The sequence below is a fragment of the Streptomyces sp. NPDC046887 genome, from assembly GCF_040644755.1.
Lineage (GTDB): Bacteria > Actinomycetota > Actinomycetes > Streptomycetales > Streptomycetaceae > Streptomyces > Streptomyces lichenis.
This window is the reverse complement of the sequence record NZ_JBEYXH010000013.1, coordinates 1-20,493: the sequence shown is the minus strand read 5'-3', so window position 1 is coordinate 20,493 and position 20,493 is coordinate 1. Positions and strand designations below refer to the sequence as shown.

Annotated in this window: 16 protein-coding genes and 1 pseudogene; 11 read left to right on the top strand and 6 right to left on the bottom strand. The window is 72.4% G+C overall.

The window, feature by feature from the left end; genetic code table 11:
* Window positions 1-3: 3 nt before the first annotated feature.
* Genes ABZ945_RS15035 through ABZ945_RS15025 form a run of 3 tightly spaced genes read right to left on the bottom strand, consistent with a single transcriptional unit; the run spans window position 4 to window position 2,431 of the window.
* The gene (locus ABZ945_RS15035) at window positions 4-1,023 is read right to left on the bottom strand and encodes a thiolase family protein (protein WP_361268625.1); all 1,020 of its coding nucleotides are present in this window, start codon (window positions 1,021-1,023) and stop codon (window positions 4-6) included.
* On the bottom strand, window positions 1,020-1,661 hold the full coding sequence (locus tag ABZ945_RS15030) for a CoA transferase subunit B (protein WP_361268622.1): 642 nt from the start codon (window positions 1,659-1,661) through the stop codon (window positions 1,020-1,022). The genes ABZ945_RS15035 and ABZ945_RS15030 overlap by 4 nt, the downstream gene beginning before the upstream one ends.
* The gene (locus tag ABZ945_RS15025) at window positions 1,661-2,431 is read right to left on the bottom strand and encodes a CoA transferase subunit A (RefSeq protein ID WP_361268619.1); all 771 of its coding nucleotides are present in this window, start codon (window positions 2,429-2,431) and stop codon (window positions 1,661-1,663) included. The genes ABZ945_RS15030 and ABZ945_RS15025 overlap by 1 nt, the downstream gene beginning before the upstream one ends.
* Window positions 2,432-2,618: 187 nt before the next feature.
* Here ABZ945_RS15025 and ABZ945_RS15020 point away from each other — a divergent pair, with 187 nt between their 5' ends.
* The 8 genes and pseudogenes from ABZ945_RS15020 to ABZ945_RS14985 all read left to right on the top strand — a co-directional run bounded on the left by ABZ945_RS15020 (window position 2,619) and on the right by ABZ945_RS14985 (window position 12,703).
* Window positions 2,619-4,271: an IclR family transcriptional regulator C-terminal domain-containing protein gene (locus ABZ945_RS15020; protein WP_361268616.1), complete on the top strand. Its 1,653-nt coding sequence runs from the start codon at window positions 2,619-2,621 to the stop codon at window positions 4,269-4,271.
* 201 nt (window positions 4,272-4,472) lie between these two features.
* A complete protein-coding gene (locus ABZ945_RS15015; RefSeq protein WP_361268614.1) occupies window positions 4,473-4,835 on the top strand; it encodes an SAV_915 family protein in 363 nt (120 codons plus the stop codon).
* Window positions 4,836-4,845: 10 nt separating this feature from the next.
* A pseudogene (locus tag ABZ945_RS15010) lies at window positions 4,846-5,097 on the top strand (diaminopimelate decarboxylase); the annotation flags it as partial.
* 458 nt (window positions 5,098-5,555) lie between these two features.
* Window positions 5,556-5,645: a K(+)-transporting ATPase subunit F gene (gene kdpF / locus ABZ945_RS15005; RefSeq protein ID WP_361268610.1), complete on the top strand. Its 90-nt coding sequence runs from the start codon at window positions 5,556-5,558 to the stop codon at window positions 5,643-5,645.
* A gap of 8 nt (window positions 5,646-5,653) precedes the next feature.
* Entirely contained in the window at window positions 5,654-7,318 is a 1,665-nt protein-coding gene (kdpA, locus tag ABZ945_RS15000; protein WP_361268607.1) for a potassium-transporting ATPase subunit KdpA, read from the top strand.
* Window positions 7,315-9,420 carry a potassium-transporting ATPase subunit KdpB gene (gene kdpB, locus ABZ945_RS14995; protein WP_361268604.1) on the top strand — a complete coding sequence of 702 codons (2,106 nt, stop codon included), beginning with the start codon at window positions 7,315-7,317 and terminating at the stop codon, window positions 9,418-9,420. Before kdpA ends, kdpB begins: the two co-directional genes overlap by 4 nt.
* A 6-nt stretch (window positions 9,421-9,426) precedes the next feature.
* Window positions 9,427-10,134 (top strand): potassium-transporting ATPase subunit C, encoded by a 708-nt coding sequence (locus tag ABZ945_RS14990; RefSeq protein ID WP_361268601.1) that lies wholly within the window; start codon window positions 9,427-9,429, stop codon window positions 10,132-10,134.
* Between the two features lie 46 nt (window positions 10,135-10,180).
* Window positions 10,181-12,703: a sensor histidine kinase KdpD gene (locus ABZ945_RS14985; RefSeq protein WP_361268598.1), complete on the top strand. Its 2,523-nt coding sequence runs from the start codon at window positions 10,181-10,183 to the stop codon at window positions 12,701-12,703.
* 68 nt (window positions 12,704-12,771) lie between these two features.
* On the opposite strand, the gene xdhC is transcribed toward ABZ945_RS14985, so the two are convergent.
* The 3 genes from xdhC to ABZ945_RS14970 are packed head-to-tail and all read right to left on the bottom strand — an operon-like array spanning window position 12,772 to window position 17,454.
* Window positions 12,772-13,581, bottom strand: a complete 810-nt coding sequence (gene xdhC, locus ABZ945_RS14980; protein ID WP_361268932.1) for a xanthine dehydrogenase accessory protein XdhC — start codon at window positions 13,579-13,581, stop codon at window positions 12,772-12,774.
* A 1-nt stretch (window position 13,582) separates the two neighbouring features.
* The gene (gene xdhB / locus ABZ945_RS14975; RefSeq protein ID WP_361268596.1) at window positions 13,583-15,982 is read right to left on the bottom strand and encodes a xanthine dehydrogenase molybdopterin binding subunit; all 2,400 of its coding nucleotides are present in this window, start codon (window positions 15,980-15,982) and stop codon (window positions 13,583-13,585) included.
* Window positions 15,979-17,454, bottom strand: coding sequence for an FAD binding domain-containing protein (locus ABZ945_RS14970; protein WP_361268594.1), 1,476 nt, complete (start codon window positions 17,452-17,454; stop codon window positions 15,979-15,981). The genes xdhB and ABZ945_RS14970 overlap by 4 nt, the downstream gene beginning before the upstream one ends.
* A 495-nt stretch (window positions 17,455-17,949) precedes the next feature.
* Here ABZ945_RS14970 and ABZ945_RS14965 point away from each other — a divergent pair, with 495 nt between their 5' ends.
* The 3 genes from ABZ945_RS14965 to ABZ945_RS14955 all read left to right on the top strand — a co-directional run bounded on the left by ABZ945_RS14965 (window position 17,950) and on the right by ABZ945_RS14955 (window position 20,353).
* Window positions 17,950-18,240 (top strand): hypothetical protein, encoded by a 291-nt coding sequence (locus ABZ945_RS14965; RefSeq protein WP_361268591.1) that lies wholly within the window; start codon window positions 17,950-17,952, stop codon window positions 18,238-18,240.
* Window positions 18,241-18,350: 110 nt separating this feature from the next.
* The gene (locus ABZ945_RS14960; RefSeq protein ID WP_361268588.1) at window positions 18,351-18,644 is read left to right on the top strand and encodes a YkvA family protein; all 294 of its coding nucleotides are present in this window, start codon (window positions 18,351-18,353) and stop codon (window positions 18,642-18,644) included.
* A 185-nt stretch (window positions 18,645-18,829) separates the two neighbouring features.
* Window positions 18,830-20,353, top strand: a complete 1,524-nt coding sequence (locus ABZ945_RS14955; RefSeq protein ID WP_361268585.1) for a catalase — start codon at window positions 18,830-18,832, stop codon at window positions 20,351-20,353.
* Window positions 20,354-20,493 lie beyond the last annotated feature (140 nt).

Here is a 20,493-nt window from a genome sequence, read left to right as displayed (position 1 = left end):
GAGCTACCTCTCCAGGACGAGGGCGGAGCCCTGGCCGACGCCGATGCACAGCGCGGCCACGCCGGTGCCGGAGCCGCGGGCGGCGAGCTGGTGGGCGACCGCGCCGGCCAGCCGGGCGCCCGAGGCGCCGAGCGGGTGGCCCAGCGCGATGGCGCCGCCGCGCGGGTTGAGCACGGCCGGGTCGAGCTCGGGCCATTCGGCGAGGCAGCCCAGCACCTGGGCGGCGAAGGCCTCGTTGAGCTCCAGCGTGGCGAGGTCGGCGAAGGCCCGGCCGGCCCGCTCCAGCGCCCGGTGGACGGCCTGCACGGGGGCGAGCCCGAAGTAGTGCGGTTCGCAGGCGGAGACCGCGTGGGCGGTGATCCTGGCCAACGGTTCGCGGCCGGTGGCGCGCAGCCCGTCCTCGTCGGCCAGCAGCAGGGCCGCCGCCCCGTCGTTGAGCGGGGAGGAGTTGCCCGCGGTGACCGTGCCGCCCTCGGTGCGGAACGCGGGCTTCAGCGCGGCCAGCGCCTCCGGGGAGGTGTTCGCCCGGATGCTCTCGTCCCGGTCCACCACGGTGGGCTCGCCCCGGCGGGCGGGGACGGTCACCGGGGCGATCTCCCCGTCGAACAGCCCCGCGTCCCGTGCCCCGGCGGCCTTGAGGTGCGAGGCGAGCGCGAAGGCGTCCTGCCGCTCGCGGCCGATGGCGTGCTTCTCGGCGATCAGTTCGGCGCTCTCCCCGAGCGGGACCGTCCACTGCGGATCCATCCGGGGGTTGACCATGCGCCAGCCCAGGGTGGTCGAGTACAGCTCGGTGTGCCCGGCGGGGAAGGGGCGCTCGCTCTTGGGCAGCACATAACCGGCGCCGTTGGCGTTGCCGAGCACCACGTCCCCGATCCGGGCCGGATCGAGCTCCGGGGTGCGCTCCAGCAGGGCGCGCAGGGTGTGTGCGGCCAGGTCGTCCGGGCGTACGGCGGCCAGCGCCCCGTTGTACCGGCCGATGGGGGTGCGGACGGCGTCCACGACGTAGACGGCGTGGGGGCTCACACGGTGCTCCGCTCCCAGACGGGCGCGTCGGTACGGGCGCGCACCTCGCCCGGGGTGACGCCGGGGGCGCACTCCACGAGCAGCAGCCCGCTGTCGGTGACGTCCAGGACGGCCAGGTCGGTGATGATCCGGTCCACGCAGGCCCGGCCGGTCAGCGGCAGGGTGCACTCCTGGACGAGCTTGGGGCTGCCGTCCTTGGCGGTGTGGGTCATGATCACGATGACCCGGCGGGCGCCGTGCACCAGGTCCATGGCCCCGCCGATGCCGGTGATCAGCTTGCCGGGCACCGCCCAGTTGGCGAGGTCGCCCCGGGCCGAGACCTGCATGGCGCCCAGCACGGCCGTGTCGATGTGCCCGCCGCGGATCATGGAGAAGGAGAGCGCGGAGTCGAAGAAGGAGGCGCCGGGCAGGACGGTGACGGTCTCCTTGCCCGCGTTGATCAGGTCCGGGTCGACGTCCTCGGCGTACGGGTAGGAGCCGGTGCCCAGGATGCCGTTCTCGGACTCCAGGATGACGTGGACGCCCTCGGGCAGGTGGTTGGGGATGAGGGTGGGCAGCCCGATGCCGAGGTTGACGTACTCGCCGTCGTGCAGCTCGGCGGCCGCCCGCGCGGCCATCTCCTGCCGGGTCCAGGCCATCAGCCCTGCTCCTTCCGGTCACTGACGGTGATCTGCTCGATCTTCTTGTCCGCGGCCTGCTCGGGCGTCAGGGCCACCACGCGCTGGACGAAGATGCCCGGCAGATGGACCTGGTCGGGGTCGATCGCGCCCGGCTCGACCAGCTCCTCGACCTCGGCGATGGTGATCCGCCCCGCCATGGCCGCCAGCGGGTTGAAGTTGCGGGCGGACTTGTTGAAGACCAGGTTGCCGTGGCGGTCGCCCTTGGCCGCCCGGACCAGGGCGAAGTCGGTGCGGATGCCGTGCTCCAGGACGTAGTCGGTGCCGTCGAAGGTGCGCACCTCCTTGGGCGGCGAGGCCAGGGCGACGCCGCCCGAACCGTCGTAGCGCCAGGGCAGCCCGCCCTCGGCGACCTGGGTGCCGACCCCGGCCGGGGTGTAGAACGCGGGGATGCCCGCGCCCCCGGCGCGCAGCCGCTCGGCCAGGGTGCCCTGGGGGATCAGCTCGACCTCCAGCTCCCCGCCGAGGTACTGGCGGGCGAACTCCTTGTTGGCGCCGATGTAGGAGCCGGTGACCCGGGCGATCCGTCCCGCGGCGAGCAGCACGGCCAGCCCGGTGTCCATGGCGCCGCAGTTGTTGGAGACCACGCCGAGCCCGGTGGTGCCCCGCTCGTACACCGCCCCGATCAGCACGTTCGGCACACCGCTGAGGCCGAAGCCGCCGACCGCGATCGACGCGCCGTCGGGCACATCGGCCACGGCGAGCGCCGCCGAAGCGACCACCTTGTCCATGGAAGCCCCCCACTTGTTCGCCTGGTGAAAGTTCGTTCGCTATGCTGCCGGTGAGTCTGCCCATCGGCTTGCGACGCTGTCAATGGCCCCGAAAGGGTGCGGGCGATCCGGCCATCTCCGTCCGGAAAGCACCACCCGTCGGAAAGCACCACCCGTCCGGAAATCCCCACCCGTCTGGAGAACCGAGATGCCGTCCCCAGCGACCGCCCCGGAGACGGCGCCGGCCGAGACCGTCGCCCCCCTCGTACGCGGGATCGCCGTGCTCCGCGCCCTGAGCGAGGCGGGCGGCACGCTGAGCCTGAGCCGTCTCCAGCACGCCACCGCGCTGGCCCGTTCCAGCGTGGACCGCTCCGTCGGCACCCTCGCGGCGATGGGATACGTACGCCTGGAGGACCGCCAGGCCACCCTCACCCCCCGGCTGATGGAGCTGGGCAACGCCTATCTCGCCGCGCTGCGCCTGCCCGAGCTGCTGAGCGAGGCGGCCGACCGGCTCGCCGACGAGCTGGACGAGTCGGTCTCCCTCGCCGTCCCCGACGGCGACGCCATCCGCTTCGTCCACCAGGCCACCCGGCGCCGCGCCATGTCCCTGAGCTTCCGTATCGGCGACCGGCTGCCCGCCGAACGCACCGCCCCCGGGCCGCTGTTCGCCGCCGACTGGGACGCCGCGCGGTGGACGGCCTGGGGCGCGCGGGGCGCCGAGGACCCGCACGGCGAGGCCTTCCCCTTCCTGCCGCCCCGGCCCGGCCCGTCCGAGCAGGAGTTCCGCCGCCGGGCCGCGACCGCCCGCGCCGACGGCTGGGCGGTGGACGACCAGCAGATCGAATCGGGCCTGGTGGCCCTGGCCGTCCCCCTTCCGCTGCCCGCGGGCTCCACGCCCTGCGCGCTGAGCGTGGTCAGCCACACCAGCCGGCACAGCGCCGACGCGCTCCGCGCCCGGCTGCTGCCCCGGTTGCGGGCCGCCGCCGGCGAGATGGGCCGGCGGGTCGCCACCGCCGCCGACCGTCCGCCGCGGAGCACCGCACCGCTCGCCTCCTGGACGGCCGCCTCCAAGCAGGACCTGGGCCCGGCGTTCATCGAATCCCTGGCCCGCGGGCTGACCGTGATCACCGCCTTCGACGGCCGGGGCCCGCTCACCCTCAGCGCCGTCGCCGAGCTCACCGGACTGCCCCGGGCCACCGCCCGCCGGGCGCTGATCACCCTGGCGCACCTCGGCCAGGTCACCGCCGAGGGCCGCACACACCGGCTCACCCCGAGGGTGCTGGACCTGGGCTACCCCCTGCTCGCCGGCACCACCCTGGCCCGGCTCGCCGAACCGCACTTGCGCGAACTCTCCACCCAGGTGGGGGAGTCCGCCTCCCTCGCGGTCCTGGACGACACCATGGTCCAGTACACCGCCCGCGCGGCGACCCGGCGCGTCATGACCGTCAACCTCACCGTGGGCACCCGGCTGCCCGCCTACGCCACCTCCCTCGGCCGCGTCCTGCTGGCCGATCTCCCCCCGGCCGAACGCACCGCCCGGCTGCGGCGCACCGAGCCGGACGCGCTGACCCCGCGTACCCGCACCGCCCGCGCCGACCTCGTAGCCGTCCTCGACCGGGCGGCCGAGGACGGCTACGCCCTGGTCGACGGGGAGTTGGAGGCCGGGCTGCGCTCCCTCGCCGTGCCCGTCCGCGACCGCGTCGGCCGCGCCGTCGCCGCCTGCAACGTCGCCCTGCACAGCAGCAGCCGCACCCTCGACCAGTGCCGCGAGGACATCCTGCCGCGCCTGCGGGAGACGGCCCGGCGGATCGAGGACGAACTGCACACCGCGGAGCGCTTCGTCCGCATCGCCCCGGCCTGAGGGCGTCGACGCACGTCGGCCCCCGGACCGGGCGGCGCCACCGCCGTCGGCGGACCGTATGGATACGGCCGCCCGCCGTCAAGGTCCCGTCACCGCACGGCCCATGGCGCCGCGGCGGGAGATACCTTCGAAGGCGCGCCCCGGGTCGCCTCCCCGCGTCCGGGGCCCCACGATCTTCCGCCGTTCCCCTGGGAGGGCCCGATGTGCCTGTTCCGCTACGACGACGACCCCGAACCCGAGGAACCGGACCCGGCCGGCCCGCTGTTTGTGCCGGTGCGGCCGGGACACGCGCGGCTGGGCGTACGGCTGTTCCGCACCCCGCTGGGTGCCCGTACCGCCGTCGGCTTCACCAGCGCCGAACGGCTGGCCGCCACGCTCGGCGCCGGGCAGCCCTGGATCCGGCTCTCCGTGCCCGTACTCCGCTCGCTGGCGGAACCGGTCGGGGCCTCGCTGGTGACCGTCGACCCGACGCTGACCGCCCCGGCCGCCACCGGCGTACCGGTGTCCGGCCCCGGCGCGGACCCCGGCGCCCAGCGCCCCGGATCCCTGACCCGGACCGTCTGAGGGGAGCGCCATGACCGTCACCGCGCTGCCCGAGGCCGCCACCGACACCGGCGTCCTGTCCGTCTGGCCGGCGTCCACCACCCGGCTCCCCCAAGGGGACCTGGCCGTCGGCGGGTTGTCCCTCACCGAGGCCGCCGAGCGGTTCTCCACCCCGGTCCATCTGCTGGACGAGGGCGAGGTGCGCCGCCGCTGCCGCACCTACCGGGATGTCTTCCCGGACACCGAAGTCCTCTACGCGGCCAAGGCGTTCCTCTCCCGATCGCGGCCGCCCTCGGCGCCGAAGCCGTTCAGCACGTAGTCCAGGACCAGCGAGCCGGCGGCGACCAGGCTCGCCCGCCGCCCCAGGTGCCGGCGGGCGACCGCGTACGCACCGCCGCCGTCCGGAAATGCGGCGATGTGAACGGCCATGTCGCCGGTACCTCCAGGCGGTGACGCTGTCCCTCCTGGTCGGGCGGCCGCCCCCGCGCCGCCGGCGTCAAGGCCGCGTCAACGCCGAGGCCGTCGGCGTATGGGCGGCATCAAAGCTGGGGCTCCGGCCGTAAGAGGCCCGTCAAAGCCGCTTACCCCCCGCCCGCCGCCGAGGTTTGCTCTTCCTCGGCCACACCGGCCGAAACACGTCCCTACGACCCAGGAGCTCACGATGGCCGATCTGGCCTTCGTCGCCGCCACGATCGCGGTCTTCGCGCTGGTGGCGCTCATCGCCCGGGGGGTGACCAAGCTGTGACCGTCGAGAACACCGTCGGCCTCATCGTGGCCGCCTCCCTGCTCGGCTACCTCGTCCTCGCCCTTGTGTTCCCGGAGAGGTTCTGAGCGCCGGTATGAGTTCCCAGACAGCCGGCCTGCTCCAGCTGCTCGCCCTGATCGGCGCCCTCGCGCTGGCGTACCGCCCGCTCGGCGACTACATGGCCCGGGTGTACTCCTCCGAGAAGCACTACGCGCCGGAGCGGTGGATCTACCGGGCCATCGGCGCCGACCCCGCGGTGGAGATGCGCTGGCCCGCCTATCTGCGCGGAGTGCTCGCCTTCTCCGCGGTGAGCGTCCTCTTCCTGTACGGGCTTCAGCGGCTTCAGGGCGGCCTGCCCGGCTCGCTCGGCTTCGTCTCCATCGACCCGGACCAGGCGTTCAACACCGCCGCCTCCTTCGTGGCCAACACCAACTGGCAGTCCTACTACGGCGAGCAGGCCATGGGCCATGTGGTGCAGACCGGCGGCCTGGCGGTGCAGAACTTCGTCTCGGCCGCCGTCGGCATGGCCGTCGCGGTCGCCCTGGTCCGCGGCTTCGCCCGGAGTCGCACCGGCGAGCTCGGCAACTTCTGGTCGGACCTGGTACGCGGCACCGTGCGCATCCTGCTGCCGCTCTCGGTGATCGGCGCGCTGGTGCTGGTCGCCTGCGGGGTCATCCAGAACTTCGCCGGCATCCACGAGGTGGGGCAGTTCAGCGGTGGCACCCAGCAGTGGAACGGCGGCGCGGTCGCCTCCCAGGAGGTCATCAAGGAGCTGGGCACCAACGGCGGCGGCTACTTCAACGCCAACTCCGCCCACCCCTTCGAGAACCCCACCCCGCTCTCCAACCTCTTCGAGGTCTTCCTGATCCTGCTCATCCCGTTCTCCCTCACCCGGACCTTCGGCCGGATGGTCGGCAACCTGCGCCAGGGCTACGCGATCCTCACCACCATGGGCGTCATCTGGATCGCCTTCACCGCCCTGATGTTCGCGACCGAGTTCGCCGGCCGAGGGCCCGCCCTGGAGCTGGCCGGCGGCGCCATGGAGGGCAAGGAGACCCGGTTCGGCATCGCCGGCTCCTCGATCTTCGCGGTGGCCACCACCCTCACCTCCACCGGCGCGGTCAACTCCTTCCACTCCTCGTACACCGGCTTCGGCGGCGGCATCACCATGCTCGGCATGCAGCTCGGCGAGATCGCCCCCGGCGGCGTCGGCTCCGGCCTCTACGGCATGCTGATCATGGCCGTCATCGCGGTGTTCCTCGCCGGGCTGATGGTGGGCCGCACCCCCGAGTACCTGGGCAAGAAGATCGGCACCCGCGAGATCAAGCTCGCCGCCTGCTACCTCCTGGTCACCCCGGCCCTGGTGCTCTGCTTCACCGCGGCCGCCATGGCGCTGCCCACCCCGGCCGACTCCATGACCAACAGCGGTGCCCACGGCTTCTCGGAGATCCTCTACGCCTACACCTCCGGCGCCAACAACAACGGCTCCGCCTTCGCCGGCCTGAACGCCGACACCCCGTGGTTCAACTCGACCATCGGCATCGCCATGCTGCTGGGCCGCTTCCTGCCGATGGTGTTCGTGCTGGCGCTGGCCGGCTCGCTGGCCCGGCAGAGGCCGGTCCCGGAGACCGCGGGCACCCTGCGCACCGACAAGCCGCTCTACGCGGGCCTGCTCGTCGGCACGATCGTCATCATCACCGGTCTGACCTACTTCCCGGCCCTGGCACTGGGGCCGCTCGCCGAAGGACTCGCCGCATGAGCACCGCCACGCCCACCAAGGCTCCGCAGCACGACACACCCGCCGGCGAGCAGCCCGGCGGCGGGCGGGTCGGCGGCGGCCTGTTCGACCCCCGGCAGCTGCTCATCTCCCTCCCGGACGCGGTCCGCAAGCTCGACCCGCGCGTCATGATCAAATCCCCGGTGATGTTCGTGGTGCTGATCGGCTCGGTGATCACCACCGTGCTGGCCTGCGCCGATCCCACGGACTGGTTCGGCTGGGCGATCACCGCCTGGCTCTGGCTGACCACCGTCTTCGCCAACCTGGCCGAAGCGGTCGCCGAGGGCCGCGGCAAGGCCCAAGCCGACACCCTGCGCAAGGCCACGACCGACTCCGTCGCCCGCCGCCTGGGCGAGGACGGCACCAGCGAGGAGCGGATACCGGGCTCCCAGCTGCGCATCGGCGACCGGGTCGTCTGCGAGGCCGGCGACATCATCCCCGGCGACGGGGACGTGGTCCAGGGCGTGGCCTCGGTGGACGAGTCCGCCATCACCGGCGAGTCGGCCCCCGTCATCCGCGAGTCCGGCGGCGACCGCTCGGCCGTCACCGGCGGCACCAAGGTCCTCTCCGACCGGATCACCATCAAGATCACCACCAAGCCGGGCGAGACCTTCATCGACCGGATGATCAACCTGGTGGAGGGCGCCGCCCGGCAGAAGACGCCCAACGAGATCGCGCTGAACATCCTGCTCGCCTCGCTGACCATCGTCTTCCTGCTGGCGGTGGTGACCCTCCAGCCGTTCGCCGTCTACGCCGGCGCCGAGCAGTCGATGATCGTCCTGGTCGCCCTGCTGGTCTGCCTCATCCCCACCACCATCGGCGCGCTGCTCTCCGCCATCGGTATCGCCGGTATGGACCGCCTGGTCCAGCGCAACGTCCTGGCCATGTCCGGCCGGGCGGTCGAGGCCGCCGGCGACGTCTCGACCCTGCTGCTGGACAAGACCGGCACCATCACCTTCGGCAACCGCCAGGCCGCCGAGCTCCTGCCGGTCCCCGGCACCACCGAGGACGAACTGGCGGACGCCGCCCAGCTCTCCTCGCTGGCCGACGAGACCCCCGAGGGCCGCTCCGTGGTGGTGCTGGCCAAGGAGCGCTACGGGCTGCGCGAGCGCCACCAGGGCGAGTTGGCGCACGCCGAGTGGATCGCCTTCACCGCCCAGACCCGGATGTCCGGCGTGGACGTGGACGGCCGCACGGTCCGCAAGGGCGCCGCCGGCTCCGTCATCGCCTGGGTACGGGAGCGGGGCGGGCAGGTCGGTGAGGCCGCGGGCGAACTCGCCGACCGCATCTCCCAGGCCGGCGGCACCCCGCTGCTGGTCGCGGTGGAGGACAGTGACGGCGCCCGCGTGCTGGGGGTCGTCCACCTCAAGGACGTGGTCAAGGACGGGATGCGCGAGCGGTTCGACGAGCTGCGCCGGATGGGCATCAAGACCGTCATGATCACCGGTGACAACCCGCTCACCGCCAAGGCCATCGCCGACGAGGCCGGGGTGGACGACTTCCTCGCGGAGGCCACCCCCGAGGACAAGATGGCCCTCATCAAGCGGGAGCAGGCCGGCGGCAAGCTGGTGGCGATGACCGGCGACGGCACCAACGACGCCCCCGCCCTCGCCCAGGCCGACGTCGGCGTGGCGATGAACACCGGTACCTCGGCCGCCAAGGAGGCCGGGAACATGGTGGACCTGGACTCCGACCCCACCAAGCTGATCGAGATCGTGGAGATCGGCAAGCAGCTCCTGATCACCCGGGGAGCCCTCACCACCTTCTCCATCGCCAACGACGTGGCGAAGTACTTCGCGATCATCCCGGCCATGTTCGCGGTGGTCTATCCCGGCCTGGACACCCTCAACATCATGCGCCTGGCCTCGCCCGAGTCCGCGATCCTCTCCGCCGTGGTCTTCAACGCGCTGATCATCGTGGCCCTGGTGCCGCTCGCCCTCAAGGGCGTGCGCTACCGGCCCACCAGCGCCGACCGGATGCTCCGCCGCAACCTCGGCCTCTACGGCCTCGGCGGCCTGATCGCCCCGTTCCTCGGCATCAAGCTCATCGACCTGCTCCTCTCCCTCATCCCCGGAATCGGCTGAGACGACATGAACACCTCCGTCACCGCGACCGCACGGCTCCTCGGCGCCGGTCTGCGCGCCCTCCTCGTCCTCACCGCGATCTGCGGCGTGCTCTACCCGCTGGCCCTCACCGGCGCCGCCCAGACCCTCTTCCCCGGCAAGGCCGACGGCTCCGAGATCGAGGACCAGGGCGGCCGGGTCGTCGGCTCCTCCCTCATCGGGCAGACGTACACCCTCCCCGGCGGCGGCCCGGAGGAGGCGGCCAGGCCCGACCTGCGCTGGTTCCAGCCGCGGCCCTCCCACGGGCTCGGCGCCAACAGCGTGAACACCCGCTACACGCTGCTCCTGTCCGGCGCCACCAACCGCTCCGCCGACAACGGCGCGGTCGACGGCGGCTGCCCGAAGGACGCCGAGGGGGGCACCCTCTGCGCCCAGGTCACCGCCGCCCAGCGGGCCGTCGTCGCCGACAACTCCACCGCGACCTACCGCGTGCGGCCCGAGGCCGTACCCGCCGACGCGGTCACCTCCTCCGGCTCCGGCCTGGACCCGCACATCTCGCCCGCCTACGCCGCACTCCAGGTCCACCGGGTCGCCGAGCGGAACACGCTCGACGTCCAGCGGGTCGAGCAGTTGGTACGGGACCACACCGAGGGCCGCACGCTGGGCTTCATCGGCGAGCCCCGGGTCAACGTCCTGGAGCTCAACACCGCGCTCACCTCACTCATCCAGAGCTGACGGCACTGTCGAACCATCGCACCAGCACACACGAGAAGACGGCGGTATGGGACGCGGCAAGCTTCGGATCTACCTCGGCGCGGCACCGGGCGTCGGCAAGACCTACGCCATGCTCTCCGAGGCGCACCGCCGGCTCGAACGGGGCACCGACTGCGTGGTCGGCTTCGTGGAGCACCACGGCCGGCCGCGGACCGAGGTGATGCTGCACGGCCTGGAACTGGTCGGGCGGCGCGAGATCGCCTACCGGGACGGCGTCTTCACCGAGATGGACGTCGACGCCGTCCTCGCCCGGCGCCCCGCCGTCGCCCTGGTGGACGAGCTCGCCCACACCAACGTCCCCGGCTCGCGCCACACCAAGCGCTGGCAGGACGTCGAGGAACTCCTCCGGGCCGGCATCGACGTCGTCTCCACCGTCAACATCCAGCACCTGGAATCCCTCGGGGACGTGGTCGAGACGATCACCGGCGTCCGCCAGCGCGAGACGGTCCCCGACGAGGTGGTGCGGCGCGCCGACCAGATCGAGCTGGTCGACATGGACCCGCAGGCGCTGCGCCGCCGCATGGCCCACGGCAACATCTACCAGCCCGACAAGGTCGACGCAGCCCTCTCCCACTACTTCCGCCCCGGCAACCTCACCGCCCTGCGGGAGCTGGCCCTGCTGTGGACCGCCGACCGGGTCGACGCCTACCTCAACGCGTACCGCGGCGAGCACGGCATCCGCTCCACCTGGCAGGCCCGGGAGCGCATCGTCGTCGGCATCACCGGCGGCCCCGAGGGACGCACCCTCATCCGCCGGGCCGCGCGGCTGGCCGAGAAGGGCGCGGGCGGCGAGGTGCTGGCCGTCCACATCGCGGCCGGCGACGGACTGGCCTCCGCCTCACCCGGCGAACTCGCCGCCCAGCGCACCTTGGTGGAGGACCTGGGCGGCACCTTCCACCATGTCATCGGGGAGAAGGTCTCCGACGCGCTGCTGGAGTTCGCCCGCGGGGTCAACGCCACCCAGATCGTCCTCGGCGTCAGCCGCCGCAGATCCTGGCAGTACCTCTTCAGCCCCGGGGCCAGCGCCACCGTCGCCCGCGAGTCCGGCCCGGACCTGGACATCCACATCGTCACCCACGACGAGGCCGCCAAGGGCCGCCGAAGCCTGCCGGCCGTGGTGCGGGGAGCCCGGCTCGGCCGGGGCCGGGTCATCCGGGGCTGGCTGACCGGCCTGCTCGGCCCGGCCCTGCTCACCCTGCTGCTCCGGCAGGCGGTGCCGGAGCTCGGGCTCGCCAACGACATGCTGCTCTTCCTCACCTGCACCGTCGCGGCCGCCCTGCTGGGCGGCGTACTGCCCGCACTGGCCTCGGCGGCCTTCGGCTCCCTGCTGCTGAACTACTACTTCACTCCGCCGCTCCACCGGTTCACCGTCTCCGACCCGAAGAACATCGTCGCCATCGCGATCTTCGCCGGGGTGGCCGTCTCCGTCGCCTCGGTGGTCGACCTCGCCGCCCGGCGCACCCACCAGGCCGCCCGCCTGCGCGCCGAGTCCGAAGTCCTCTCCCTGCTCGCCGGCAGCATCCTGCGCGGCGAGGACACCGTGGACGCCCTGCTCTCCCGGCTCCGTGAGACCTTCACCATGGACTCCGTCGCCCTGTTGGAGCGCGCCGGCGAGACCGGCGCCTGGTCGACGGTGGCCTCCGTCGGCGCCGCCCCCGCCGACCGGCCCGAGGACGCCGACGTCGACCTGCCCATCGGCGACCACCTGGCCCTGGCCCTCTCCGGCCGGGTGCTGCCGGCCGAGGACCGCAGGGTCCTCACCGCCTTCGCCGCCCAGGCCGCCGTGGTCCTCGACCGCCAGCGCCTGCTGCACCAGGCGGGCCAGGCGCGCGAACTGGCCGAGGGCAACCGCATCCGCACCGCCCTGCTGGCCGCCGTCAGCCACGATCTGCGCACCCCGCTCGCCGGCATCAAGGCCTCGGTCACCTCGCTCCGCTCCGAGGACGTCGCCTGGTCCGAGACCGACCGGGCCGAGCTCCTCGAAGGCATCGAGGACGGCGCCGACCGGCTCGCCGCCCTGATCGGCAACCTGCTGGACATGTCCCGCCTCAGCACCGGCACCGTCGTCCCGCTGGTCCGGGAGACCGACCTGGACGAGGTCGTCCCGATGGCGCTCGGCGGCGTCCCCGAGGACTCCGTGGTCCTGGACATCCCCGAGACCCTGCCGATGATCGCCGTCGACCGGGGCCTGCTGGAGCGGGCCGTGGCCAACATCGTGGAGAACGCCGTCCAGCACAGCCCCGCCGGCCGGCCCGTCCATGTCTCGGCCAGCGCCCTGGCCCACCGGGTGGAACTGCGCGTCACCGACCGCGGCCCCGGCGTCCCCGACGAGGCGAAGGACCGGATCTTCGAACCCTTCCAGCGCCACGGCGACGCCCCGCGCGGCGCCGGCGTCGGCCTGGGCCTCGCGGTGGCCCGCGGCTTCACCGAGGCCTTCGGCGCCACCCTGACCGCGGAGGACACCCCCGGCGGCGGCCTCACCATGGTCCTCACCCTGCCGGTGGCGGAGCCGCCGCCACCGGCACGATGACGAGCCGCCGCACAGGTGCCCCGTACGGAAGCGAACCCGTACGGGGCACCCCGCGGCCCGCCGAGGAGTCAGTCCCCCTCGGTCTCGAAGGTGCGCAGCAGATCGGCGGCCACGCTCACCGCGATGGTCGCGGGCTCCTTGCCGGTGATGTCGGCCAGCCCGATCGGGGTCTTGATCCGGTCGATGACGGCCTCGTCATGACCGCCCTCGGTGGCCAGCCGCTTGCGGAACCGCGTCCACTTGGCCGCCGACCCGATCAGCCCGACGGAGCCGAGGTGGTCGGTGCGCAGGGCGGCGTCGCAGAGCGCGGCGTCCTCGGCGTGGTCATGGGTCATGATCAGGACATGGGTCCCGTGCGGCACCGTCGCCAGCACCTCCTCGGGCAGCAGCGGCGTGTGGTGGGTGTGCACCTGCGCCACCGCGTCCCCGAGGACGGCGAGCCGCCGCTCGGTGAGCATGTCGGCCCGGGAGTCGACCAAATGGAGGTCCAGGTCCTGACGCGCCAGGATGCGCGCCAGCTCCAGGCCGACATGGCCGACGCCGAAGATCGCCACCGCCCTTACCACCGGCAGCGGTTCGAGCAGCACCGCGACCGTGCCGCCGCAGCACTGCACCCCGTGCTGGTTGGTCACCTTGTCGTTCAGCGCGAAGTCGATCAGCTCCGGCTCCGGTTTGGACACGGCGATCATCTCCCGGGCCCGGTCGATCGCGACCGCTTCGACATTGCCGCCGCCGATCGAGCCCCAGGCCTCGGTCCGCCCCACCACGAGCTTGGCACCGGCGTCCCGCGGGGCGTGGCCGCGCACGGTCGCGACGGTCACCAGCACACCGGGCTCCCGGCGTGCCCGCAACCGCGCGACCGCGGCCACCCAGGTCATGTCAGGCATGGCTCAGGGCGATGGTGCGGACCGGCTCCCCGCCGGTGTCGAGCGTGCGGCCGTCGCGCCGCACCTCGCCACCGCGGGCCGCCTGGACCGCCCAGAACACCGCCTCCGGGGTCGCCGGGGACGCGAGGTCCACGCTGACCCCGGCCGGCCCGAACGCCGCCGCGGCCTGCCGCAGCGCCTCGCGTACCGAGAAGGCCAGCATCAGCGGAGGCTCACCCACCGCCTTGGACCCGAACACGGCGCCTTCCTCCGTGGCGTTCTCCATAAGCTGGACGTGGAACTCCTCGGGCATCTCCGAGAAGCTCGGCAGCTTGTAGGTGCTGGCGGCCTGGGTCAGCAGCCGGCCCCGGTGCGGACCGTCACCGGTGTCCCAGCGCAGGTCCTCCAGGGTCAGCCAGCCCGCGCCCTGCACGAAACCGCCTTCCACCTGACCGATGTCGATCATCGGGGAGAGGCTGTCGCCGACGTCGTGCACGATGTCCACCCGCCGGATGCGGTACTTGCCGGTGAAGCCGTCCACCTCCACCTCGGTCGCCGCGGCGCCGTAGGAGAAGTACTTGAACGGCGAGCCCTGGAACTTCTTGATGTCCCAGTGCAGTCCCTCGGTGCGGTAGAAGCCGGCCGCGGACAGCTGGACGCGCTGGATGTACGCGGTGCGGATCAGATCGTCCCAGGCCACCTCCTGGTCGCTGCCGAGGGCGCGCGCGATGCCCTCGACGATGCGTACGTCCGCGGCGCCCGCGCCCAACTGGGTGGCGGCCACCTGCAACAGCCGCGTCCGCAGCTGCTCGCAGGCGTTCTTGACCGCCGCTCCGTTCAGGTCGGCGCCGGAACTGGCGGCGGTCGCCGAGGTGTTGGGCACCTTGTCGGTACGGGTCGGGGCCAGCCGCACCCGGTGCAGCGGGATGCCCAGCGTGGTCGCGGCCACCTGGAGCATCTTGGTGTGCAGGCCCTGGCCCATCTCGGTGCCGCCGTGGTTGATCAGGACCGAGCCGTCCTTGTAGATCAGCACCAGCGCGCCAGCCTGGTTGAAGGCGGTGAGGTTGAACGAGATGCCGAACTTCACCCCGGTGACCGCCAGCGCCCGCTTGGTGTGCGGGTGCGCGGCGTTGAAGGCCGCGATCTCCCGCTTGCGGTCGGCCAGGCCGCCGTTGGCCCGCACCTGCTCCCACACGGCGGAGATCCGCTCGGGGTGGGTGACCGGCTGACCGTACGGGGTGGTCTGGCCCTGCTGGTAGAAGTTGCGCTCCCGCAGCTCCATCGGGTCCAGCCCGAGCAGCGGCGCGACCCGGCCGAGGATGTCCTCGATGACGATCATGCCCTGCGGTCCGCCGAAGCCGCGGAAGGCGGTGTTGGACACCGAGTTGGTCTTGGCGATCCGGCCCTCGACGCGGGCGTGGGGGATCCAGTAGGTGTTGTCGATGTGGCACAGCGCGCGGGCCACCACCGGCTCGGACAGGTCCAGGCTCCAGCCGCCGTCCGCGGTCAGGGTGGCGTCCAGGGCCTGGATGCGGCCCTCGGCGTCGAAACCGATCTTCCAACGGGCGTGGAAGCCGTGGCGCTTGCCGGACATGGTCATGTCCTGGGTGCGGTTGAGCCTCAGCCGGACCGGCCGGCCGGTGAGCTTGGCGCCCAGCGCGGCGATGGCCGCGAACCCGTGCGGCTGCATCTCCTTGCCGCCGAAGCCGCCGCCCATCCGCAGGCACTGCACGGTCACCTCGTTGCTGCTGAGGCCCAGGACGTGCGCCACGATCTCCTGGGTCTCCGAGGGGTGCTGGGTGCTGCTCTGGATGAACACCTGCTCGTTCTCGTCGACGAGCGCCAGCGCCGCGTGGGTCTCCAGATAGAAGTGCTCCTGGCCGGCGAACTCGAACTCACCGGTGAACACATGGGCGGAGTCGGCGAATCCGGCCTCGGTGTCGCCGGCCACCATCACCGGGTTGATGCCGTGGAAGCTGGCGGTCGCGATCGCGTCCTTCAACGTCAGGACCGAGGGCAGCTCCTCCAGCTCCACCTCCACCGCCGCGGCGCCCAACCGGGCCGCCTCCAGGGTCTCGCCGAGCACCCAGGCGACCGCGTGGCCGTGGAACATGACCTCTTCGGGGAAGAGCGGCTCGTCGTGCTTCATCCCGGCGTCGTTGACCCCGGGCACATCCTCGAGGGTCAGCACCCGGACCACCCCGGGCACCCGGAGCGCGGGCCCGGTGCGCAGCGCGGTGATCCGGCCGTGGGCCTTCATCACCTGGACCGGGTAGGCGTGCAGCACGTCCTTGGTGCGGTGCACCAGGTCGTCGGTGTACAGCGCGGTGCCCGTGACGTGCAGGCTCGCGCTCTCGTGCGGCATGGAGACGCCGACGACCGGCTTCTCGGGACGCTCGGACAGATGGCTCATGACGACACCGCCTCCTTGGTCTGGGCGTACAGCTTCAGCAGGCTCTGACCGAGCATCGCGGCGCGGTACTCGGCACTGGCGCGGTGATCACTCATCGGGGTGCCCTGGGCCCGGAGCACCCGGGCCGCGGCCTCGACGGTCTCGGCCGTCCACTCCCGGCCCTCCAGGGCCGCCTCGGTGGCGAGGGCGCGGATCGGGGTGGCGGCCACACCGCCCAGGCCGATCCTGGCCTTGCGCACGGCGCCGTCCTCGATCTCCAGCGCGAAGGCGACCGCCACGCTGGAGATGTCGTCGAAGCGCCGCTTGGCGATCTTGTGGAAGGCCGTGACCGGCGCCAGCGGCAGCGGGACGCGCACCGCGCGGATCAGCTCACCGGGGCGCCGCACGCTCTGGCGGTACCCGGTGAAGTACTCCGCCAGCGGCACCTCGCGCTCGCCGTCGGCGCCCGCGAGCACCAGCGAGGCCTCCAGGGCCAGCAGCACCGGCGGGCTGTCGCCGATGGGGGAGCCGGTCCCCAGATTGCCGCCGAGGGTGGCGCCGTTGCGGATCAGCCGGGAGGCGAACTGCGGGAACAGCTCCGCCAGCAGCGGGACGCTCCCGTCCAGCCGGCGCTCGATCTCGGTGAGCGTCAGCGCCGCCCCGATCTCCACCGAGTCGGCCCCCGCCTTCAGCTCCCGCAGCTCGGGCAGCCGGTCGATGGCGACCACGCAGTCCGCCCGGCGGGAGCGGATGTTGACCTCCACGCCCCAGTCGGTGGAGCCGGCGACCACCACCGCGTCGGGCCGCTCGCGCAGCACCTGGAGCGTCTCGGCCAGGGTGTCCTTCCGCAGGAACGCGCTGTTCTCCTGGATGTACGAGGTGGCCACGGCCGCGGGCGGCGACTGCTCACGGCGCCGGGCCAGCGGGTCCTCGTCGGCGGGCGCGCCCACGGCGAACGCGGCGTCGCGGATCGGGCGGTAGCCGGTGCAGCGGCACAGGTTCCCGCTCAGCGCGTGCAGGTCAAAACCGTTCGGCCCGTGCTCGGCGTCGTCCGCGCTCTCCGCTCCCTCCGCCGGCTCCGCGTGCGCGCAGCGGCCGGGCCGGTAGTACTCGGCGGCCATGCTGCACACGAAGCCCGGAGTGCAGTACCCGCACTGCGAGCCGCCGCGGACCGCCATCTCCTCCTGCACCGGGTGCAGGGTGGGCGGCGTGCCGGGCTTCCCGGCGGTGGCCAGCCCCTCGGAGGTGATGACCTCCTGGCCGTCCAGCGCCGCAGCCGGGACCAGGCAGGCGTTGACCGCCACCCAGTCGGTGGGCTTGTCCACCCCGGGACGGGCCACCAGGACCGAGCAGGCGCCGCACTCACCCTCGGCGCAGCCCTCCTTCGTACCGGTGAAGCCCTGGTCGCGCAGGAAGTCCAGCACCGTGGTGTGGGGAGCAGCCGGTGAAATCGGCGTTTCTTTCCCGTTGACCGTGATCCGCGCTCCTACCATGACGGGCCTCCGTTTCGGTGCGCGACGGGTCGATGCATCATGTTCGCCAATTTCGGGCAGCTTTCTGTGTTCCGGCCACGCCCCCTGTGATCAGAAGGCGGCCGCGCCACGGCACGCGTCAGCGATGGCCGAGGGATACCGAGAGAGGGTGACAGCAGAACCCGGAACGTGCCACGGACGGGAGGCGCGTCGAGACGGCGGCGAGCTCAGCAGCCGTGCCGGGAGGAGGTGACAGGGCCCCGGGAGCACCCCGTGGACGGGCCCGTCACCACGGCGCGTTCAAGAGCCGTGGGCGATGCGACCCGGAATCCAGACCGTGCGATGAGCGAGGCGACTCAGATCGGAGCAGGTGTACATCCGCGGGCCGCCTCCTTTCGGTCATGATGGGTCGACGTCTACCGCAAAGTAGTGGCTGCGTCCGGGGGCGGTCAAGGGGTTGACCACTCTCCGTCGACCACCGTCTCCCGGACCCGGCGACCCAAGGAGCCGAAGCCTGTGAACACGCCCGAGGACGGCATCATCCGCGCGGTGGCCGACGCCGTGCAGCGGCGGGCCCCCGGTCGGGGAGACGCCGTGGGCGCCCTCGACTCGGTCCGCGACCTCGTCGCGAACGACGAGGCGGAGCTGGCCGTCGACTATCTCGTCAGCACGGTCAACTGGTTCCGGCTCACCGTGCGGCAGGACGAGTACGACCGGCTCATGTCAGCCGCGGCCCGGCTGTCCTACGCGGATGCCGTGACCGGCATAGACCCCCGGCTGCTCCTCCCCGCCGAGGACCGCGACTGAACGGGCGATGTCCCCTCGGGCGGCCCACCGGGCCCGCCCCCTCACCGGCGGCCCTACGCCGTCCGCCGCTGACGGCTCATCACCGCCGCCGCGGCGGGTAGACGCCCCTCATGGACGGTACTTCCTGGTGGCTCATCGGCGCGGCCGTGCTGGCCGTCGCCACGGCGGTCGGCGCCCTCTGGCTGCTCATCCGGCTGCTCCGGGCGCGCCGGCTGCTGCTGGACGCCGGGGTGCCGCTGCGGGACAAGGCGCTGTTCTGGGCAGCCGTGGTCTACACCGTCTCCCCGGTGGATCTGGTGCCCGACCCGGTCTACCTGGACGACATGGGGGTGCTGCTGCTCGCCCTGCGCACCCTGCACTCCGCCGCCGCCCGCCGGGACACCCGGCACGATCACGCTGCGTAAGGGTCCCGAGACGGATCGGCGCCGAGCCGACACGCGGCCTGCTGCCCGCCCGAAGGGGCATTTCCTGACAGTTCGGTTCGTTATTCGTTTGACGACGTCCAAAGAGGGTCACTGGTGCCTAGGGGCCTCGCCCGGGCCCCCACCGCATCACAGTGACAGGGCATGGGACAGCGGAGGAAACGGTTATGACGGAAGACGTTCGCAAGCCGACAACCATGGATTCCGGTGCACCGGTGGAGAGCGACGAGCACTCGCTCACCGTCGGACCGGGCGGGCCGATCCTGCTCCAGGACGCCTACCTGATCGAGCAGATGGCGCAGTTCAACCGGGAGCGCATCCCCGAGCGTCAGCCCCACGCCAAGGGCAGCGGTGCCTTCGGTCACTTCGAGGTCACCTCCGATGTCAGCGCGTACACGAAGGCCGCGCTGTTCCAGCCCGGCACCACCACCGACCTGGTGATCCGCTTCTCCACCGTGGCCGGGGAGCGCGGGAGCCCGGACACCTGGCGCGACCCGCGCGGCTTCGCGGTGAAGTTCTACACCAGCGAGGGCAACTACGACATGGTCGGCAACAACACGCCGGTCTTCTTCGTGAAGGACCCGATGAAGTTCCAGCACTTCATCCGGTCCCAGAAGCGCCGCGCCGACAACAACCTGCGCGACCACGACATGCAGTGGGACTTCTGGACCCTCTCGCCCGAGTCCGCCCACCAGGTGACCTGGCTGATGGGTGACCGCGGCATTCCGCGCACCTGGCGCCATATGAACGGCTACACCTCCCACACCTACATGTGGATCAACGCCTCCGGTGAGCGGTTCTGGGTGAAGTACCACTTCAAGACCGACCAGGGCATCGAGTTCTTCACCCAGCATGAGGCCGACCAGATGGCCGCGGCGGACACCGACTACCACACCCGGGACCTGTTCGAGCACATCCGCGACGGGGAGTACCCCAGCTGGACGCTGTATGTGCAGGTCATGCCGTACGAGGAGGCCGCCGGCTACCGGTTCAACCCGTTCGACCTGACCAAGGTCTGGCCGCACGGCGACTATCCGCTGATCGAGGTCGGCCGGATGACCCTGGACCGCAACCCGACCGACAACCACGCCGAGATCGAGCAGGCCGCCTTCCAGCCGAACAACTTCGTGCCGGGTATCGGCCCCAGCCCGGACCGGATGCTGCTGGCCCGCCTGTTCTCGTACGCCGACGCGCACCGCTACCGCATCGGCGGCAACTACCAGCAGCTCCCGGTCAACGCCCCCGTGGTGGAGGTCAACACCTACTCCAAGGACGGGGCGATGGCGTACCGGAAGACCACCGACCCGGTCTACGCGCCCAACTCCAAGGGCGGCCCGGCCGCCGACACCGAGCGCTACGGCTCCCCGCCCTCCTGGTACGCCGACGGCGAGATCACCCGGGCCGCCTACGTCTCCCACGCCGAGGACGACGACTGGGGCCAGGCGGGCACCATGGTCCGCGAGGTCCTGGACGACGAGGCGCGCGACCGGCTGGTGGACAACGTGGTGGGCCATCTGCTCAACGGCGTCACCGAGCCGGTCCTGGAGCGGGCCTTCACCTACTGGTCCAACATCGACCCCAAGATCGGCGAGCGGATCCGGCAGGGCGTACGGGACAAGGCCGACGAGAAGGACCCCAAGCGCGACGAGCAGGGCAACCCCGCGCGCAGCAGCATGCAGCACAAGGCCTGACCCGGTCCCCTACGGACCCGGCAGGGACGGCATCGACGGGCTCCCGGCGGACCGTGTCGTCCGCCGGGATGTCCTCCAGCGCCGACCGGGCCGCCTCCAGGGCGGCCTCCAGCTCGGCCTCCTGCTCCCGGATCCGGGCC

What these genes read in the sequence shown, in the direction of transcription:
- ABZ945_RS14960 (WP_361268588.1), top strand. Translation starts at nt 18,351, where the DNA reads ATGGACGGTACTTCCTGGTGGCTCATCGGCGCGGCCGTGCTGGCCGTC.
- ABZ945_RS14970 (WP_361268594.1), bottom strand. Translation starts at nt 17,454, where the DNA reads ATGGTAGGAGCGCGGATCACGGTCAACGGGAAAGAAACGCCGATTTCA.
- xdhB (WP_361268596.1), bottom strand. Translation starts at nt 15,982, where the DNA reads ATGAGCCATCTGTCCGAGCGTCCCGAGAAGCCGGTCGTCGGCGTCTCC.
- ABZ945_RS14990 (WP_361268601.1), top strand. Translation starts at nt 9,427, where the DNA reads ATGAACACCTCCGTCACCGCGACCGCACGGCTCCTCGGCGCCGGTCTG.
- ABZ945_RS15030 (WP_361268622.1), bottom strand. Translation starts at nt 1,661, where the DNA reads ATGGCCTGGACCCGGCAGGAGATGGCCGCGCGGGCGGCCGCCGAGCTG.
- ABZ945_RS15020 (WP_361268616.1), top strand. Translation starts at nt 2,619, where the DNA reads ATGCCGTCCCCAGCGACCGCCCCGGAGACGGCGCCGGCCGAGACCGTC.
- ABZ945_RS15025 (WP_361268619.1), bottom strand. Translation starts at nt 2,431, where the DNA reads ATGGACAAGGTGGTCGCTTCGGCGGCGCTCGCCGTGGCCGATGTGCCC.
- ABZ945_RS15015 (WP_361268614.1), top strand. Translation starts at nt 4,473, where the DNA reads ATGTGCCTGTTCCGCTACGACGACGACCCCGAACCCGAGGAACCGGAC.
- ABZ945_RS14985 (WP_361268598.1), top strand. Translation starts at nt 10,181, where the DNA reads ATGGGACGCGGCAAGCTTCGGATCTACCTCGGCGCGGCACCGGGCGTC.
- xdhC (WP_361268932.1), bottom strand. Translation starts at nt 13,581, where the DNA reads ATGACCTGGGTGGCCGCGGTCGCGCGGTTGCGGGCACGCCGGGAGCCC.
- kdpB (WP_361268604.1), top strand. Translation starts at nt 7,315, where the DNA reads ATGAGCACCGCCACGCCCACCAAGGCTCCGCAGCACGACACACCCGCC.
- kdpA (WP_361268607.1), top strand. Translation starts at nt 5,654, where the DNA reads ATGAGTTCCCAGACAGCCGGCCTGCTCCAGCTGCTCGCCCTGATCGGC.
- ABZ945_RS14955 (WP_361268585.1), top strand. Translation starts at nt 18,830, where the DNA reads ATGACGGAAGACGTTCGCAAGCCGACAACCATGGATTCCGGTGCACCG.